Source organism: Flavipsychrobacter sp., from assembly GCA_041392855.1.
GTDB lineage: Bacteria > Bacteroidota > Bacteroidia > Chitinophagales > Chitinophagaceae > UBA5543.
Window position 1 is genome coordinate 1,792,620 of record JAWKLD010000001.1, and the last position, 16,428, is coordinate 1,809,047.

Consider the following 16,428-nt stretch of genomic DNA (forward strand, 5'->3'; position numbering starts at 1 on the left):
CCAAGATACAATATAGGTACTGCACTATCACTACGTGCTTGGTATCGGTTTTGTCATTTATAGGGGCAATAAAACCGCCTCAATTCCGTTAAAAAAAATTACCATATCTTTAGTATACAACTCTATACACTCATGAAAAAGATCAGCATTCTACTATTAGCCCTCCTTTTAGCCCACGCACCAGTTGATGCACAGCTACGCCTTGTCAGTAAGCATGGCTATACTAATAAGGGTTTAACCTCTGTAGACACAGTAGCTATAACTTATGCTAGTAACAACAAACTACCCGGTGGCGCTAAAGACTATTCGAGCAATAAGCTAAAATGCAACACTAGTAAGCTATGGGTTTATAGTACTATATATGGCTACCTTCCTGTAACAGAAGTGAATAACGAATTTGACGCACAATGGCGCATCTCTAAAAGAACCTTTAAAACTGTACCCAGTACATCTCCTCCGGGCACTACACCCGACAGCGGAAAGATCTACTACACCTACAATAGCAACGGAAATGAGATAAAACGACAGGAGTTGAGATGGAACCGTAGCAGTAATATATGGGATACTTCGCTCCAACATATTACTAGCTACAATACTAATGGCGACATACAGACCTATGAAATTAAAGGTTATTCCCAAAGCCTAAACCAATTTGTAGGCAATAGACGCCACAACTATATCTACGACACAAAAAACAACCTAACGGAATATATCTTAGAAGCTTGGGACAACAAAACCAATAGCTACATCACCGAGCAGCACGACACCTACACTTACACCCCCAACAACAACATCAGCACCTATACACGGCAAGACTATAACTTTACATTCAAAAAATGGGAGAACAAGAGAAGAGAATATTATGCCTATACCAACGGACTGGAAACCCTCCATGTGATCCAAAAACCTACAGCCAACGGATGGGAGAACGAACGAAAATTTGAAAGCCAATACGATGCACAAAATGAACTGATAAATGAGGATGTAAGTTTGTGGACCAATAACACATGGGTGTACTTCTATAGAACGACCTATGCCATAGCAAGTAAAACACCGCTCATAAAATATACGATACAACAATATTGGGAAGAAAAGGAAAAGAGCTTCTTCCCAAATAATAAAATAACAGAGGTGTATAACAGCTCCAACTATCTGGAACTATTTGTAAAGAACAATTGGGATGGCATTAACGAAAGATGGACTGTATCATCAGACAGTCAGGTATACCGTTACGAAAGCATTTGGCCTAGTACAGTTAGCACGGCAGCGCAAGGCAACAACCCCACCCTCACACTATACCCCAACCCCACTAGCGGGCAGCTGCTCCATTATAGCGTAAGCGGCCACAATAACACACCTTATACTATAAGCATACATAGCCTGCAGGGGCAGCTCCTGTTTCAAAAAAATGTAACGAACGGAGCTAGTCAACAGGCTATCCCAATTACAAACTTTGCCAATGGGCAATACCTCTTTTCTGTAAAAACAGAACAAGGAATGATCTCAAAACCATTTTCTGTAGTCAGGTAGTGCGGAATGAGAGTAGCTATAGTTCCTAAAACATAAAGTAAGCGCAAGAAAAATAAATAGAAAAGCCCTGCATAATTCGGGGCTTTTCTATTTACTACCATTAACAAAAAATGGGTGATAACACGCTTTCTCAGCAAAAACATATTCATTAATTTTACAATACCTAATCACCAAATTTTATCATCATGAAAAAATTATTGTTAGCCATAGCCTTGCTATGCAGTTTCTCATTTGTTGCCAATGCGCAATACAATTCCTTTACTATTACTAACAACACAAGCTGCACCGTATACTATACGATGTATGGCACAGTACTGGGCGCAGTACCTGCCTGCCAAGCCGACTATGTAAGTAGTGTTATTTCCCTTGGGCCTACATCTTCGGTTACCTACCTAGACCCTACGGGTGTGCCCGGTGGGCTGATAAAGGGTGGCGGACCTATACTGGGTGGGCCAGACATGTTTACTATGATAAGAGTATATCATGGCGACCCTAATATTGCTTGCACCACAGCCGGCGTTGCCGATGTGAGTGATTGCATTACGGGTACAGTGCTGGTCAATAACTGGGTACTGGAAACATTTGGCGCCGGCGGCTGCTTACCGTGCTCCTCATCTACCATTACATGGAACATCTTATCACCAACACATGCAGGCATTACCATCAACTAACAGAAAATAAGATCAACATTGCCTCGCTACATGCGAGGCATTTTTTCTTGACACAACAATCCTGTGTTACATTTTTTAAAATCAATAAATGATCACCAACATGAAAAAAGCATTATTAGCCTTGGCGCTACTTTGCCTTATAGGCATAGCGGCACAAGCACAAGTAAAAAGCATCAGTGTGTACAACAACACTACTCACACGCTAGACATTGTATTGCACGGCGACCCAACGGGTGTTTGCGGTACACCTTACTTAAGCAACATCATTACCATGGCACCTGCCAGCAGCATCAGCTTCCCAGACCCTAGTACAGTACCGGGTGGTATGGGCGGCCTTACAGCGGCTGATTATTTTACTGCAGTACAGGTAACGGGCTCTACGGCTTGTGGCACGCCATCTAGCATTGTTTATAAATGCCTTGGAGGTACCAACTTCTTTGTGCCTACTCATTCGGTAGCGGTCAACCCTCCATTATGTTCATTGGTTACCATCAATAATATTATGTGGACCAACCTAACGCCCAACTCAGCAAGAGTAGACATCAATTAAACACCTCTATTATAATAGCAACATCCCTCAAGCCTCTGCACCGTGCAGGGGCTTTATATTTAGCGTACTACCACAAACTGCCTACTGATCATTTCATCATTGGCAAGAAGCTGCAACACATAGTTGCCCGCGGGTAGTTGGCTGATGTCTACTTGTGTAGTGTTGTCTTCTACCTGTTTTACCAGCTGCCCCGTGTTGCTATAGATGTAGGCTTTATCAAAAGGCGTTTCAATTTTTATATGTAGCACATGAGTAGCAGGGTTGGGGTAAAGGGTCAGGTTATCATTATTATTGGCCAATTCATTTATACTTACTGGCCAGTACAGTTCGTACTCATAATTCACTCTATGGTAAGGCTGCATATTGCCATTTGTATCTATCATGGCTATATTTTCCTCGCTATAGTAATTGAATGGTGTGTAGGTATATGTTGTCACATAATTACTAGCCATATAACCATACTCTTTTGTGGTGTCTGCCGTCAGCCTGCCTTGACTATCATAAGTGTAGCTATGCTTTATATGTTTCAATGAATTGCCAGGGCCATAGTACAAGCTATCAGACAGAAGCTGCCCTTGTGCATTGTAGCTATAGTCTACCCTAGAAAAAAGAATGGCTTTTCCTGCAGTATCTATAGTATGTTGCTCCCAGTAGAGCGTATCATCATTAGCATTGTAGGCAAAATAATGCCATACATAACGGGTAGGAGCTCCACCATTGCTTACTTTGTTGATACTGTCCTTCACCAATTGTCCTTTAGTATTGTAGGCATAGTAATTATAAAAGGTATCGGGGGCTATTACACCACTATAATAGTTATTTGTTTTCTTGAGCGATACTCGGTTTTGCGCATCGTAGTCATATTGGTATTTATCGGTCAGCGACAATTGATACTTACCAGCTACGTACTGTGGTTGAAACCTTCTTTGCAAAATCAGGTTACCTGCCTGGTAGGTAAAGGAGTCTTCTGTTTGCACTTGCACTACGTTGCTTTGCACTCGTCTCATTACAGCATCTACCAATATATGGTCGTCGTTGTCGTATGTTTTTTTACCAATGATTGCGCCAGCATTTTGGCTAAAAGAAATATAGTTGATAGTATCGTTGGTATAATTACTCCCTCTGTTGCTGGTAGCATCGTAGCTATACCTTATGCTATCTAGCGTATTATATAGCCCACCAGCTACACGCAAGCTCACTCGCTTTTCTACCACTCGCCACTGCTGTGCAGCTCCAACAAATGGTAATAGGAATAAAAAAAAGACTAATGACAATTGAATTTTCGAATAGTGCATAGGTAGCTGCCTTAAAATCACTCATAAGTTACAAACACCCTTGCACACTACAAAGCAGTATTAACATAATTGACCCAATACTGACAGATGTGGTTAAGGTAATATTAGGTATCCATTAATGTTACTTCACTACTACAAAGTTTCGTTGTACTTGACTATTACTATTAATGAGCTGCAACACATAGTTGCCCGCAGGAAGCATGCTGACGTCTACTTGTGTCGTATTAGCATTTATTTCTTTTACCAGCTGCCCCATATTGTTGTAGATATAACCTTTATCAAAGAGTACTTTGCTATCAATATGCAAAACGTCAGTAGCTGGGTTGGGATAAAGTATAAGCTCTTGTGAAATGGAAGATGCCTGTGGTACAGCAGTCGGCGTCCACGAATAATAATACAAAGTACTATCGGCAAAGGTTACTTGTGTAAGTGTTTTGCTTGCTCCCCACCTTACCATATTTACGTGTCCGTTGTTATGGTATTTATACTCGGTATAGATAAATTGATTACCAGACGACTTAGGCATGATGAGACTTTCATTTACAATTTTCCCTGAGGTATCACGTGAGTAGAAATGCATTCTGGGATTAATAGGACGGTTTGGTATATCCGTTCGCACGCTATCTCCCATAAGCTCACCTTTGGCATTGTAGAAGTAGTAAGTAGTAGCACTCAGCGATTTTGTAGTGCCTCCGCTGATGCCATATTCATCCACTTGTATCAGGCTGTCATTACTGTTGTATAGATACTCGGTAAACTTGGCATGCTTCCATGTACCGCCTATATTGTTCAGGAGGCTATCGGCTATCTTAATGCTTTTACTATTGTACTTATAGTAGGTTTTAGATGTATGCATTAACGGCAGCCCTATATACCCTTGGTCTGCAAAGAGGTCCATCAAACTTACTGTACCATTTGTATTATAACTGTAGCGCCTCTCCGCAGCTAGGCCATAGTAAAAGTTGCCCGAGTTATTATCGTAGAGGTCGTAGTACTCTTTATAGTTGCTCACCATACCATTGCTATAGCTCCACTCAAACCTCATCATCTCTTTCCACCCGCCTACATCTTTACCCGTGATGGTATACTTCAATAGCTGGTTGTTACTGTTGTACAATCGCACATATACACTCGTGAGTGTTGCCTTTAGTGTAGATGGATCTACCGCATATCGCTTGAGCGAATCATAATGCACCGTATCGCACATAGGCGTGCTCCCCCGCATAGAGCCCGGCACATATACATAAACCGTAGAGTCGTTTATATACAACTTAGTGCCCGATGGTTGGGTACTTTTATCGTAATGCACCTGATACAGCGGGCGCACGGGCTGTGCTGTAGTTACTGCTGCCGATAGCAACAATAACACCACAATATAGGATGTAACCTTTTTCATAAGCATCCATTTCCTACAAATTAATAAAAATCAACATATAAATAAAACGCTTAACATATCACCCCAAATAAGGAATTTCTTATTCACATAAATATTTTGTATTTTTGCTATTGTAAATTATCACCAATTTCCTATCATGAACGCGCTCGACAACTATGCATCTTCCCTCTTCACCAACCTCTTTCATACCCTATGGACCATCACTACTCGCTTTGTGATCAACTATGGTGGCACAGGTAGCGGCAAGAGTTTTAGTACTGCGCAGAAAGAGGTCATCATCGCTGCCGACCGTCCGCTGAAAACCCTCGTGATACGTAAAGTAGGCTCTACCCTGCGCGACTCGGTCATCCCTTCTTTCCGTGCCCGCATTAGCGAGCTGGGACTGCACGAGCAGTTTGCCTTCAACAAGACCGACCGTATACTCACCCACAAAGAGAACGGCTCGCAAATTATCTTTCGCGGCTTGGACGACCCAGAGAAGCTCAAGTCCTTCGAAGGGCTGCACCGCATACTCATAGAAGAAGCCAGCGAACTGGACTTTGAAGACTTTGCCGAGCTCAACCGCCGTGCGCGTGGTGTGGACGATATACAGATCACCCTCAGCTTCAACCCCATACACGAAGACCACTGGCTCAAGAAACACTTCTTCGACCAAGCCCTGCCCGACACGCAAATCATCCACAGCACTTATAAAGACAACCCTCACCTTACCGAAGTAGACCGCCAGCAGATAGAACAAATGCGCCTATACGACCACAACCAATACCGCATCTATGCATTGGGAGAATGGGGACTGCGCACCAACGATGCCCCTTGGCTCTTTGCCTTCGATCGTGATAAACACATAGCCCCCGAGCTGTCCTTCCTGCCCAGCTATCCCGTGTACCTCTCGTTCGACTTCAACCGCCAGCCCCTCACCTGCGTGGCGATACAAATGAGCCCCCACAAGGGCAAGCGCGATAGCTTCATCCACATCATCCGTGAGTTTGCCGTAGAGCACCAGCTCAGTGAACTCTGCCAGCAGATACGCGCCACCTACCCCGCCAGCATCCTCTACGTCACGGGCGATGCCAGTGGCTCGCGTGGCGATATAGGCTTCGACCAGAAGCACAGCACCTACTACCAGATGATACGCAGCTACCTACGCCTCAGCCCCAAGCAGCTGGCGCTCAACTCGCGCAACCTACAGCACCACGATAGCCGCCTGCTCATCAACACCCTCTTTGCCGAGTACCCCAACCTGCGCATCAGCAAGGCACACTGCCCCAAGCTCATCAACGACTGCATCATAGCCCGTATAGACGACGACAGCCCACGCCCCGGCACCCTGCGCAAAGACCGCAGCATCTACAAGATGGACCTCTTCGATGCCATGCGCTACTTCTTCCAGACCTACTTTAAGGAATATGCCGAGCGGGTGGTGTTGGGGAAAATAAATAGTGGGTAGGTAAAGGTTTTGCAGCCGCCTTGAGTCTTGCTATTAAGCTCCCGTTGCGTCGCACACTGCAGCGGCAGGATGGCTACAACGACGCTACGTTAACAAAAAAGGGGTGAAAACACGGTGGGATAGATTACTTTTACTAACTATATTAGCTTGGTGAGTGTCATGTATTAAATATTCCGTACGACCTCATTGAGAATATAAATGGCACAAAACTCATTTAATTTAATGAATCTTAATTTCTCAATATCTCCTCGTATTTTATCTCACTTAGGTGAAGATTTAATAAAAAATGAAAGCATTGCTTTATTTGAATTAATAAAAAATTCATATGATGCTTGTGCAACTAAATGTACAGTAGATTTTCACTTTTCAGGCTCTAAGTTAACCAAACTCACTATTAAAGATGATGGTTCAGGGATGGATAAGAACATAATAGAAACTGTATGGTTAGTCGTAGGTACGGATAACAAGAAAAACTCTTTAAAACTTAACGAATGCGGCCGAGTACCTCTAGGAGAAAAAGGCATAGGGAGATTGGGGATACATAAACTTGGCAATAAGATTCGCTTAATATCCAAAACAATAACTGGGAAAGAAGTTGAATTAAATATAGATTGGAACAACTTACAATCAGCAAAATCAATAAAAGACTTTTCAATTGAGTTAACAGAATCTCCTACTCCGTTAACATTTAAAAATTCTACAGGTTTAAAAATAGAAATAGAAGATTTAAAAACTGGCTGGGACAGAAGACAACTTAGGGAAGTATATCGAAATATCACGTCATTAAATAGTCCCTTTTCTGATGGAAATGATTCATTTAGTGTTATAGCAACAAGTAATACAAATGTATTTGAAGGACTACCTAATTTTGAAGACATTAAGAATAATGCTCTATACTTCGCACATTGCAAAATGGATGGCTCTACTATAACCGAATTCAATTACGAATTTAAACCATGGGATACACTTGAGAAAATTGACAAAGGACGTCAAGTATCTACTAAAGACCTCTTAGACGAAGATAAAATAATAAAAAAATGGAATGAGAATGATAGAGTTTATGAAGACATAGACCTTAAAGAACACAATATAGGACCTATTGAATTTGACTTAATAATATTTGATACCGATTCTCAAATATTCAGCTTTGTAAATACAGAAAAGAAAGCGTTAAAAGACTACTTAAAAGAGAATGGAGGCATAAGGGTGTACCGTGATGGAGTTAGAGTATATAATTATGGAGAACGAGATAACGATTGGTTGGGCATAGATTTAAAAAGAGTTAGACGTGTTGGAGGAAACATTAGTAACAATATTGCCATAGGGTCAGTTAAGTTAAACAGAACTCTTAGTACTGGGCTAACGGAAAAAACCAATCGTGAAGGATTTATCGAAAATGAATCTTATTTCAACTTTACAGAGGCTGTAAATTATGCTCTCTCCTTAATAGTTCGAGAAAGAAACATAGACAAATCATTACTTTCTACTTTATATAAAAAGCATAAGGCTATAGAGCCTGTACTATCAGACTTAAACGAGCTATCATTATTAGTTGAAGAAAAAATCAAGTCACCTGAAGTAAAAAACGAGATTTTAGACTACTTGTATAGAATCAATAGCCAATATAAAGAAGTAAAAGAGATATTAATCAAGAGTGCTAATGCAGGACTAAATTTAGGTGTAGTAATTCATGAAATAGACAAACTAATTGCCCAACTGACAGGTTGTATTGAAAGGAATGAGAAAGATAAGGCCATTAGTTTATCACTTTCACTAGAAAAAATAATTAGGGGCTATTCAACTATGCTTAAAAAGTCAAGTATTAAGAAAGCCCCCCTCAATAAGATTGTTCAGACTGCATTAGACAATTATGAATTTAGATTTCTTGATCATTCAATAACAGTTATGAGCAACTGGAAAGATAGCGATCTTGAGGCATATTATGCCGAAGCTGAAGCTACTTCTGTATTAACAAACCTATTAGACAATGCCATATTTTGGCTTGGCTATGCTAAAAAAGAAGACCGGCATATATCAGTATATATAACGGACCAAATAACGGGTTATAACTCCATAATAGTATCAGACAATGGTCCAGGCTTCAACCTTCCTTATTCTGTTGCTATTGAGCCATTTCAAACAGGCAAACCACATAATATAGGGTCAGGTCTAGGCCTACATGTAGCAAATGAAATGATGGTAGCGATGAAAGGTAAACTCTTATTTATAACCGATGAAAACGACATTGATTTCCCAAATAAGGTTAAAAGCAAAAAAGTTAACAAGGCTATTATCGCCTTGTGCTTCCCTAAAGAAAAAAAATAACACCACCCACATGTACATACTACAAGACTTTATTACCAGCGCTTTAGTTATTGACGATAAGGCAGACGAAGTTGCTGCACTTATAGAACATCTTGAAAAACAAGATATTTGGACTAAACATTACACACCTGAGAAGATAGCGCAACAGACGCACCCTTTTAACAACAGGAAACTGATATTCTTAGATTTATACCTTGACGATAGCAAGAAAAGCGTTGAGAATATTTCAATTATTAGAAAATATTTCAAAACAATAATAGGCGACAGCTATGGAACTTACGGCATTATCCTATGGACTAAACATGACAATCACTACAGTGAGTTTTGTGACAAAATATTTCAAAAAAACAATGAATTCACACACCCCTTATTTGTCATATCCTTAGACAAAAAAGAGTATTTAAAAAAAGGCAACTATGACTCCGTGTTGAATGATCTTGAAGTAAAATTAAAAGAAGATATCTCATCCTCATTTTTTATAGAATGGAATAAATCTGTAAAAAGTGGTTCAGACAATACAATATGGAATTTATACAACTTGTTTGAAAACAATAAAGATAAAGACGCCTACTTGGAATCAATGTTATATAAGTTAGCCATTAACTATACTGGCATTCCAATAGATAGAGCAGAAGGTTATGATTTACAAAAAGACCTTATAAAATCTCTAATGGACACATTGCAATTTGAAATATCCAATAAATACAATAATGTAGAAAAACTTTTTACGGATGAGAAGAAGTATAAACTAGAATTAGATGAACAAAAAAAACCGACATTGTATTCTAACTTAAATTCCTTATTACTTTTAGACACACATAATCTATCTCAGGAGACGCCCATACCAGGAAATATTTACGAAATCAAAGACAAAGACTCACCTCTATTTATTACTCACATCGGTAAAAAAACTGCTAACATTGACCTTGATAGTAATGATAGCTATAAAACAGTTAAGAAGAGAAGAATATGCATAGAAGTTACACCACCATGTGATTTTTCAAATAATAAAAAACAAGCTCAATCAAGAATAATTGGAGGTATACATTTGGACTACAATGAGAATGATAAGAAATATTTCGAGGGGGAACGTTACTACAACTATCTATATCCTGTTTTCATTGATGGATTTGATAAGCCACAAAGGGTTATTTTTGATTTTTATAAATTTCAAACTCTTAACGAAGAAGATTTAAAGAATTCTAATAAATACGAGATCATTCTTAAAGCAAAGGATAAACTTTTCGCGGATATACTACAAAAGTTTGCATCACACACAGCTCGCTTAGGCATAGCAATTTTAAACCCTAAATACTAACTACCCATCAATATCTCTCACCCCATTTTCTTTGAGCCAGTTAAAGAAGTCTTCGGGGTTGGTGGTTTCGTAGCGGATGATGTTGCGGTCTTTGAGGGAGATGAGAAACATGCCGTGCTTGTAGCTGAATGCCGATAGCTCTTCTACCCTGAAGGGAAACTCCTCTTTGTATAGCTGTGGTATGATCACCGTTCTTCTTGTTTTCATGCAATGGAAATTTCTGCAATGGTAGAAAAATTTGCTGGCAGAAAAAACCACTCATCAGTTGCCTACTCATCAGTAACCCACTCATCAGTTTACATACTCATCAGTGGTTATTTATCGCAACGGTAGTATCTATTTTTGTGGAAAGAAATTTATAGCTGTACGCATATACGTTGACGGCTTATTCACCGAGACTATTTAAGATTGCATCATGAACAGAGAAGAGCTAAGGCAAGCACTCGGCACCCGCATCAAAAACCTACGCAAGCAAAAAGGCTATACCAGCTACGAGGCCTTCGCCTACGAGCATGATATACACCGCGTGCAGTGGGGGCGCTACGAGCAAGGGCAAGACCTCTACCTCTCCACCCTAGTGCGCATCACCAAAGTGCTGGGCGTTTCCCTCACCGAGTTTTTCTCCGATGGTTTTGAAAATTTGTAAGAGTAGTGATGTCTATTAGCTGTTCTTTTCTACTAAAGTCCAATAACCTCTAGGCTCACTTACAATAACATTATCATGTCTTAATAATTGGGCAGCCCAACGTATATCATACTGCCAAGTATAATATTCTTTATCATCCATAGACAATTCTTCTCTTAAATAATTCAACCAAACATACCTACATACTTCCCAAATATGTGCAGAGCCATTGAAAGCATCTAAGGCTTCTAGTACATAGGTTGCCAATCTTACTCTATCCATATTATTAACTATTTACAGACCCCACAAGTACCACCATCTTTACTACAGTGTTTACAGTATTTACAATTCTTACAAGCACTACAACTTTTAGTGCCCGAGCAAGTAGCATTTTCACTACAGCATGTTTGCGCTAAAACCTCTTCTTGTGGAGTGGATGATTGACAAGCACTAACAGTTAGCGCTAAGGCAAGAATTATTAGTAATACTTTCATAAGGGGGTGCATTTCATATAAAAGTACAATACATACATCCCCAAAAGGGGAGTGAAAACACCCATTTTTAAATAGTAGCCCTACCAAGAATAAACCCTAGGTCTATAAAGACAATGTAGTATGGCACCACAGCCATATCGTGTTTGTCCTACTGAGTGTAACGAAGTATCTGCCTAATCACTAAACAATAAAGAGATGTTTCACTATCGTTCAGCATGACAAATAACTATTACCCTATACACCCATTTCGTGAGACTGCTTCGTTCCTCGCAGTGACGAGAAACAAATAAAGCTCGGCAGCACAGTAGCACCACAGCCATATAGCACTACCACGAAAATTTAGCCGTCATAAAATTTTCGTAGTCTTTGGTGCTGCCGGACGAGCAAAGAACGGAGAAGGGAAAACACTACTAACCATTAAGGAGATTTCTCACCCTAAAGGATTCGAAATAACAAATAACTATTGAGCTATACACCCATTACGTGAGACTGCTTCGTTCCTCGCAGTGACGAGAATAAAAAAAACTACTGCTCCTTAGCGTGCAGCACCTTGAGTAAGATGTTCAGCATTTGTTGTGGCACAAAAGGCTTGTTCAGTATATCATGCACATTCAGCTGTGCCAAGCGCTCTTTGGCCTCCTGCATTATATCTGCGGTAAACACCACTATATGCACCTTAGGGTAGCTACTGCGTATATGTGCCGCCAGCTGAAAGCCATCCATCTCGGGCATGTGCAGGTCTACCAGTGCTATATCGTATTCTTTATTCGGCATTAGCTCCAGCGCTTGCACACCGTTGCTTGCCGTGTCGGGCTTTATGCCAAAATGCTCCAGCTGCTTGGTGGCTACCAGCGTGTTCACGGGGTTGTCTTCTACCAGTAGCAGGTTCATCTGCCCAAAGGCTTCTTTATGTTCTGTATGGCTGGTAATGGTTCTGTCCTTGCCCTTAGCATCTTGCTTAGGCAAGTCTAGTGTCAGCTCAAACCAGAACTCCGTTCCCTCACCTTTTTTGCTTTTCATATGTATTGCACCACCGCACAAGGCCACCAATCGTTTAACGATGGCTAGCCCCAGTCCCGTGCCCGATTGCTTACGGTTGTGTGCCTCCTGCACTTGCTGAAACTGGTCGAACACACGCTTCTGATCTTCTTCTGATATACCAATACCCGTATCGCGAACGGAGAAACGAATACTTACTTTATCATCGGTTTGGTTCACTCGCCTTATACCTATATGCACGCCACCCTCTTCAGTAAATTTGATGGCATTGCTCACTAAGTTGTTCAGTATCTGCCCCAGTCGCACAGGGTCGGCCACTACGGCATTGGGCACAAGATCGCCTACCTCTACTTCTAGTTGTATACCTCTATTGCCTGCAAATTCTTTGAACTGTAGTTTTATACTATCTGCCAGCTGACGAACGTTCACCACATCCATGATCAGCTCCAGCTTGTCGCTTTCTATCTTGTTCAGATCCAGTATATCATTCACCAGCTCCAGTAGATGGTTGCTGGAGAATATCAAATTGTCCACCAGTTCTTTTTGCTCTTCTGTAGGGTTCAGCCCCAGCAGGTTGGCAATACCTATAATACCATTCAGTGGGGTGCGTATCTCATGGCTCATGATGGAGAGGAACTGTGTTTTGGCAAGTGCTGCAGCCTCTGCCTGTTCCTTAGCCAGTATTAGTTCTTGGCGAGACAACATCTTATCGGTTATATCGCGCACAGCGCCATGCAGTCTTACCGCCTTTCCATCTTCTACTATAGGCACACCAAATACATGAATGGTTTTACCTGTGGTAGTTTTTAGCACCGCCTCATAAGGGAGATGATCTTCTATAGCCTTTGTTACCAGCTGCATCAGCTTTTGGTTGTCTTCCTTTATATATAGGCTTACTGCCACCTCATAGGTAATCGTAGACCCCAACGGTTTATCATAGATACGATAGGTCTCATCCGTCCAATACACTTCTCCTGTAGCTATGTTGAAATCCCAACCACCTGTGCTACTTATACGCTGGCTATCTTCCATCAGCGAGTTGCTACGCTCTAGTTTAGCACGGGTCTCTGCAAGGGCACGCTCTTGTTTTACCTGTTCGGTCACTTCGCGCACCATGAGGATTATCCTAGTCTCCTCGGGATTGGTCGAGCGTTTGTATACATTGGCACGCACACGGTAGTGCTTGTCAACAGCAGGGTCTAAATGCCTGTAGCGTAGCTCCTGCTCCTGAGCACTATGCAACACTTTGTCTACCAGTGCTGTCATGGCAGGGGCAAGCGGTCCCATCACTTCGGGTATGGTCTTTTCTAAAAACTCGCTCTTGGGCATGAAGAGTACCGACTCATCGCGCACCCACACATCACGAAAGGTATAGGTGGCATCTAATGCAAAAACGATATCATCTAAAGAAGCAACGAGCGCCTTTAGATCTTCATGTTGTTTATTTTCAACAGTAGCGGAGTTGTTTGCCATAGGCAGGTAGTTATCTCTTATGGGAAATGTTCCCTCTATACCTGCTAAAGTTACGTATAGTCCTGACAATTAACAATTAAGAGCATAGGAGGCAAGAAATACTTCTACAAATATGCTTTTACTATATAAAGCTGCCTTTCATCAAGCTACTAAAAAGTGACTTGATGATTGTAAGTGTAGGAGAGAGTATAAATAATATAAACAAAAGTTTATATTATTTTGTACATTTGTACAACACGGTGATAAAACCCTGTTTTAACATGAAAAATGTATATACATTTAGAGCTAAAATCGTTGAAAATCAAATGCAGATAGATATTGCAGGTAAGGTCAAAGAAAAGAAACTTGCTTACTCTCATACTCTTTTGCCAGTTTATGAGGCTATTATTAACTCCATTCATGCAATAGAAGACGGCTGTAGTGAATCGAAAGGAAAAATTGAAATTCAACTTGTTCGATCAAAACAACAAGATATCGACTATATTAATGAAGACACTCTCCCCCCTATTGTAGATTTTATTATACGTGACAATGGAGTTGGGTTTACAGAAAAAAACTATGAATCTTTTAATTATGCCCACTCTACATATAAAGTAGATAGAGGAGGAAAAGGGATTGGGCGTATTACTTGGCTACGCGCTTTTACAAAAGCTGAAATCGTTAGCGTCTATAACGAAAGCGACATCTTAAAACACCGCAAATTCACTTTTGCGCCTACACGTACAGGTATTGAGAATCATAAATGTGAAGATTTATCTAATAACCCAAAACGTTATACAGAAGTACGACTAAAAGGATTAAAACAAGACTATCAAAAATGGTGCAATAAGCAGATTGAAGATATAGCTATACGCATTATAGAACACTGTTTTTCATACTTTCTTGATAAGGATAAGTGTCCCACTGTAGTAATAAAAGATGGAGACAAGCAAGTTGTTGTAAATGACTACTTTAACTTATATACAAAGAATGCAGTTCAAAATAACAAACTAGAACTTAATAATAATTCATTTGACATACGAATTGTCAAACTTTATAGCCCCAAGGTGGATAATAAAATTCACTATTCCGCTAATTCTAGAGAAGTATTTAGTGAAAAAATAAGCAATCTAATTCCAGAAATAGACAGTTTTATTTTAGATAATAATAACGAACCATACTCTATTGCTGTATACGTTTCAGGAAATTATCTAGACGACAATGTTAATGAAGAGCGTACAGAGATTGCCTTCGCTAAGAAAGAGTCCTTATTCCATAATGACGTAAGGTTAGACGAACTTAATAATGCGGTTATAGATGTTGTAAAAAAACGTTTTTCTGATGTCATAGAAAACTTAAGCGAACAACGCCTAGAAAAAGTGCAAAAATTTGTACAGTCGCACCCAAGGTTTAGACATCTATTAAAATATCGTAACAATGCTATTAAAAAACTACCATCAACATTAACGGATAACAAATTAGAAATAGAGCTTTTTAAACTTCAACAAGATCTGGAGATTGAAGTCTTAACGCAAGCAAAAGATGCAATATCAGAAATGAATGAATCTGATAATTATGAATCTTTAAAAGAAAGATTTAATGGTTTATATAATAAAATTATTGAAGTTGGGAACTCAAAACTTGCAGAGTATGTTATCCATAGAAAGCTTGTTCTAGAATTACTAGACACAAATCTAAAAAAACAAGGTGATGGCAAATATGTAACTGAAGATATTATTCATAAACTAATATTTCCATTAAAGAAAGTTTCTGATGACATCTCATTTGAAGATCATAATTTATGGGTTATTGACGAACGCCTTGCCTTCCATAAATATCTTGCATCAGACATCCCTATGAATAAGATTGAGGAGATTGAGTCCAAATCTAAAGACCGCCCAGACATCTTAATCATGAATCACCCATTAGCTGTTACAGATAACCCTCACCCTTATTCGTCAATCATATTAGTAGAGTTTAAGAGACCAATGAGAGATGATTATAGTGATAAAGAAAACCCAATATCACAAATAAATAAATATTGTCGAGAAATCATATCTGAAAAAGGTGTTGACAAAGACGGTAGACCTTTAAGCATAAAGAAAGACACTCCTATTTATGCTTATATAGTTTGTGACATCACTCCTAAATTAAGAGAGTTCGCTGATAGTGCAGGCTATACACTACTCCCTGACAATAATGGATATTTCCATTATAATCCTAATTATAAACTATATACAGAAATAATAAGCTTTGACAAACTTATAGGTGATTCAAAAAAACGGAATCAAATACTTTTTGAAAAGCTATCTATCGAATGATGGTT

The 16,428-nt window shown here is 39.9% G+C and carries 14 protein-coding genes; 8 read left to right on the forward strand and 6 right to left on the reverse strand.

Annotated features, from left to right (window positions below; translation table 11 throughout):
- Positions 1–132: 132 nt before the first annotated feature.
- The 3 genes from R2800_08320 to R2800_08330 all read left to right on the forward strand — a co-directional run bounded on the left by R2800_08320 (position 133) and on the right by R2800_08330 (position 2,751).
- Positions 133–1,530 (forward strand): T9SS type A sorting domain-containing protein, encoded by a 1,398-nt coding sequence (locus R2800_08320; GenBank protein ID MEZ5017045.1) that lies wholly within the window; start codon positions 133–135, stop codon positions 1,528–1,530.
- A 185-nt stretch (positions 1,531–1,715) separates the two neighbouring features.
- The gene (locus R2800_08325; protein MEZ5017046.1) at positions 1,716–2,201 is read left to right on the forward strand and encodes a hypothetical protein; all 486 of its coding nucleotides are present in this window, start codon (positions 1,716–1,718) and stop codon (positions 2,199–2,201) included.
- 100 nt (positions 2,202–2,301) lie between these two features.
- Positions 2,302–2,751: a hypothetical protein gene (locus tag R2800_08330; GenBank protein MEZ5017047.1), complete on the forward strand. Its 450-nt coding sequence runs from the start codon at positions 2,302–2,304 to the stop codon at positions 2,749–2,751.
- Between the two features lie 59 nt (positions 2,752–2,810).
- Here R2800_08330 and R2800_08335 read toward each other — a convergent pair whose 3' ends face one another.
- A complete protein-coding gene (locus R2800_08335) occupies positions 2,811–4,046 on the reverse strand; it encodes a T9SS type A sorting domain-containing protein (protein MEZ5017048.1) in 1,236 nt (411 codons plus the stop codon).
- Positions 4,047–4,167: 121 nt separating this feature from the next.
- Entirely contained in the window at positions 4,168–5,442 is a 1,275-nt protein-coding gene (locus R2800_08340) for a T9SS type A sorting domain-containing protein (GenBank protein MEZ5017049.1), read from the reverse strand.
- 136 nt (positions 5,443–5,578) lie between these two features.
- Here R2800_08340 and R2800_08345 point away from each other — a divergent pair, with 136 nt between their 5' ends.
- From R2800_08345 to R2800_08355, 3 genes are all read left to right on the forward strand, one after another.
- Positions 5,579–6,889 (forward strand): PBSX family phage terminase large subunit, encoded by a 1,311-nt coding sequence (locus R2800_08345; GenBank protein ID MEZ5017050.1) that lies wholly within the window; start codon positions 5,579–5,581, stop codon positions 6,887–6,889.
- Between the two features lie 198 nt (positions 6,890–7,087).
- Complete coding sequence (locus R2800_08350; GenBank protein MEZ5017051.1) at positions 7,088–9,214, forward strand: ATP-binding protein; 2,127 nt, start codon at positions 7,088–7,090, stop codon at positions 9,212–9,214.
- Between the two features lie 10 nt (positions 9,215–9,224).
- Positions 9,225–10,532 carry a hypothetical protein gene (locus R2800_08355; GenBank protein ID MEZ5017052.1) on the forward strand — a complete coding sequence of 436 codons (1,308 nt, stop codon included), beginning with the start codon at positions 9,225–9,227 and terminating at the stop codon, positions 10,530–10,532.
- On the opposite strand, the gene R2800_08360 is transcribed toward R2800_08355, so the two are convergent.
- Positions 10,533–10,739 (reverse strand): hypothetical protein, encoded by a 207-nt coding sequence (locus R2800_08360; protein MEZ5017053.1) that lies wholly within the window; start codon positions 10,737–10,739, stop codon positions 10,533–10,535.
- A 208-nt stretch (positions 10,740–10,947) separates the two neighbouring features.
- Between R2800_08360 and R2800_08365 the strand changes: the two genes are divergently transcribed.
- On the forward strand, positions 10,948–11,178 hold the full coding sequence (locus R2800_08365; GenBank protein MEZ5017054.1) for a helix-turn-helix transcriptional regulator: 231 nt from the start codon (positions 10,948–10,950) through the stop codon (positions 11,176–11,178).
- Positions 11,179–11,193: 15 nt separating this feature from the next.
- Here R2800_08365 and R2800_08370 read toward each other — a convergent pair whose 3' ends face one another.
- The 3 genes from R2800_08370 to R2800_08380 all read right to left on the reverse strand — a co-directional run bounded on the left by R2800_08370 (position 11,194) and on the right by R2800_08380 (position 14,123).
- Positions 11,194–11,439, reverse strand: coding sequence for a hypothetical protein (locus tag R2800_08370; GenBank protein MEZ5017055.1), 246 nt, complete (start codon positions 11,437–11,439; stop codon positions 11,194–11,196).
- Positions 11,440–11,447: 8 nt separating this feature from the next.
- Positions 11,448–11,651 (reverse strand): hypothetical protein, encoded by a 204-nt coding sequence (locus R2800_08375; GenBank protein ID MEZ5017056.1) that lies wholly within the window; start codon positions 11,649–11,651, stop codon positions 11,448–11,450.
- A gap of 525 nt (positions 11,652–12,176) precedes the next feature.
- The gene (locus R2800_08380; GenBank protein MEZ5017057.1) at positions 12,177–14,123 is read right to left on the reverse strand and encodes an ATP-binding protein; all 1,947 of its coding nucleotides are present in this window, start codon (positions 14,121–14,123) and stop codon (positions 12,177–12,179) included.
- Positions 14,124–14,383: 260 nt separating this feature from the next.
- On the opposite strand from R2800_08380, the gene R2800_08385 reads away from it, so the two are divergent.
- Positions 14,384–16,423: a hypothetical protein gene (locus R2800_08385; GenBank protein MEZ5017058.1), complete on the forward strand. Its 2,040-nt coding sequence runs from the start codon at positions 14,384–14,386 to the stop codon at positions 16,421–16,423.
- The last annotated feature ends 5 nt before the right edge of the window (positions 16,424–16,428 follow it).

What these genes read in the sequence shown, in the direction of transcription:
- R2800_08345 (MEZ5017050.1), top strand. Translation starts at nt 5,579, where the DNA reads ATGAACGCGCTCGACAACTATGCATCTTCCCTCTTCACCAACCTCTTT.
- R2800_08380 (MEZ5017057.1), bottom strand. Translation starts at nt 14,123, where the DNA reads ATGGCAAACAACTCCGCTACTGTTGAAAATAAACAACATGAAGATCTA.
- R2800_08325 (MEZ5017046.1), top strand. Translation starts at nt 1,716, where the DNA reads ATGAAAAAATTATTGTTAGCCATAGCCTTGCTATGCAGTTTCTCATTT.
- R2800_08335 (MEZ5017048.1), bottom strand. Translation starts at nt 4,046, where the DNA reads ATGCACTATTCGAAAATTCAATTGTCATTAGTCTTTTTTTTATTCCTA.
- R2800_08330 (MEZ5017047.1), top strand. Translation starts at nt 2,302, where the DNA reads ATGAAAAAAGCATTATTAGCCTTGGCGCTACTTTGCCTTATAGGCATA.
- R2800_08320 (MEZ5017045.1), top strand. Translation starts at nt 133, where the DNA reads ATGAAAAAGATCAGCATTCTACTATTAGCCCTCCTTTTAGCCCACGCA.
- R2800_08360 (MEZ5017053.1), bottom strand. Translation starts at nt 10,739, where the DNA reads ATGAAAACAAGAAGAACGGTGATCATACCACAGCTATACAAAGAGGAG.
- R2800_08350 (MEZ5017051.1), top strand. Translation starts at nt 7,088, where the DNA reads ATGGCACAAAACTCATTTAATTTAATGAATCTTAATTTCTCAATATCT.
- R2800_08385 (MEZ5017058.1), top strand. Translation starts at nt 14,384, where the DNA reads ATGAAAAATGTATATACATTTAGAGCTAAAATCGTTGAAAATCAAATG.
- R2800_08375 (MEZ5017056.1), bottom strand. Translation starts at nt 11,651, where the DNA reads ATGAAAGTATTACTAATAATTCTTGCCTTAGCGCTAACTGTTAGTGCT.
- R2800_08355 (MEZ5017052.1), top strand. Translation starts at nt 9,225, where the DNA reads ATGTACATACTACAAGACTTTATTACCAGCGCTTTAGTTATTGACGAT.
- R2800_08365 (MEZ5017054.1), top strand. Translation starts at nt 10,948, where the DNA reads ATGAACAGAGAAGAGCTAAGGCAAGCACTCGGCACCCGCATCAAAAAC.
- R2800_08370 (MEZ5017055.1), bottom strand. Translation starts at nt 11,439, where the DNA reads ATGGATAGAGTAAGATTGGCAACCTATGTACTAGAAGCCTTAGATGCT.
- R2800_08340 (MEZ5017049.1), bottom strand. Translation starts at nt 5,442, where the DNA reads ATGAAAAAGGTTACATCCTATATTGTGGTGTTATTGTTGCTATCGGCA.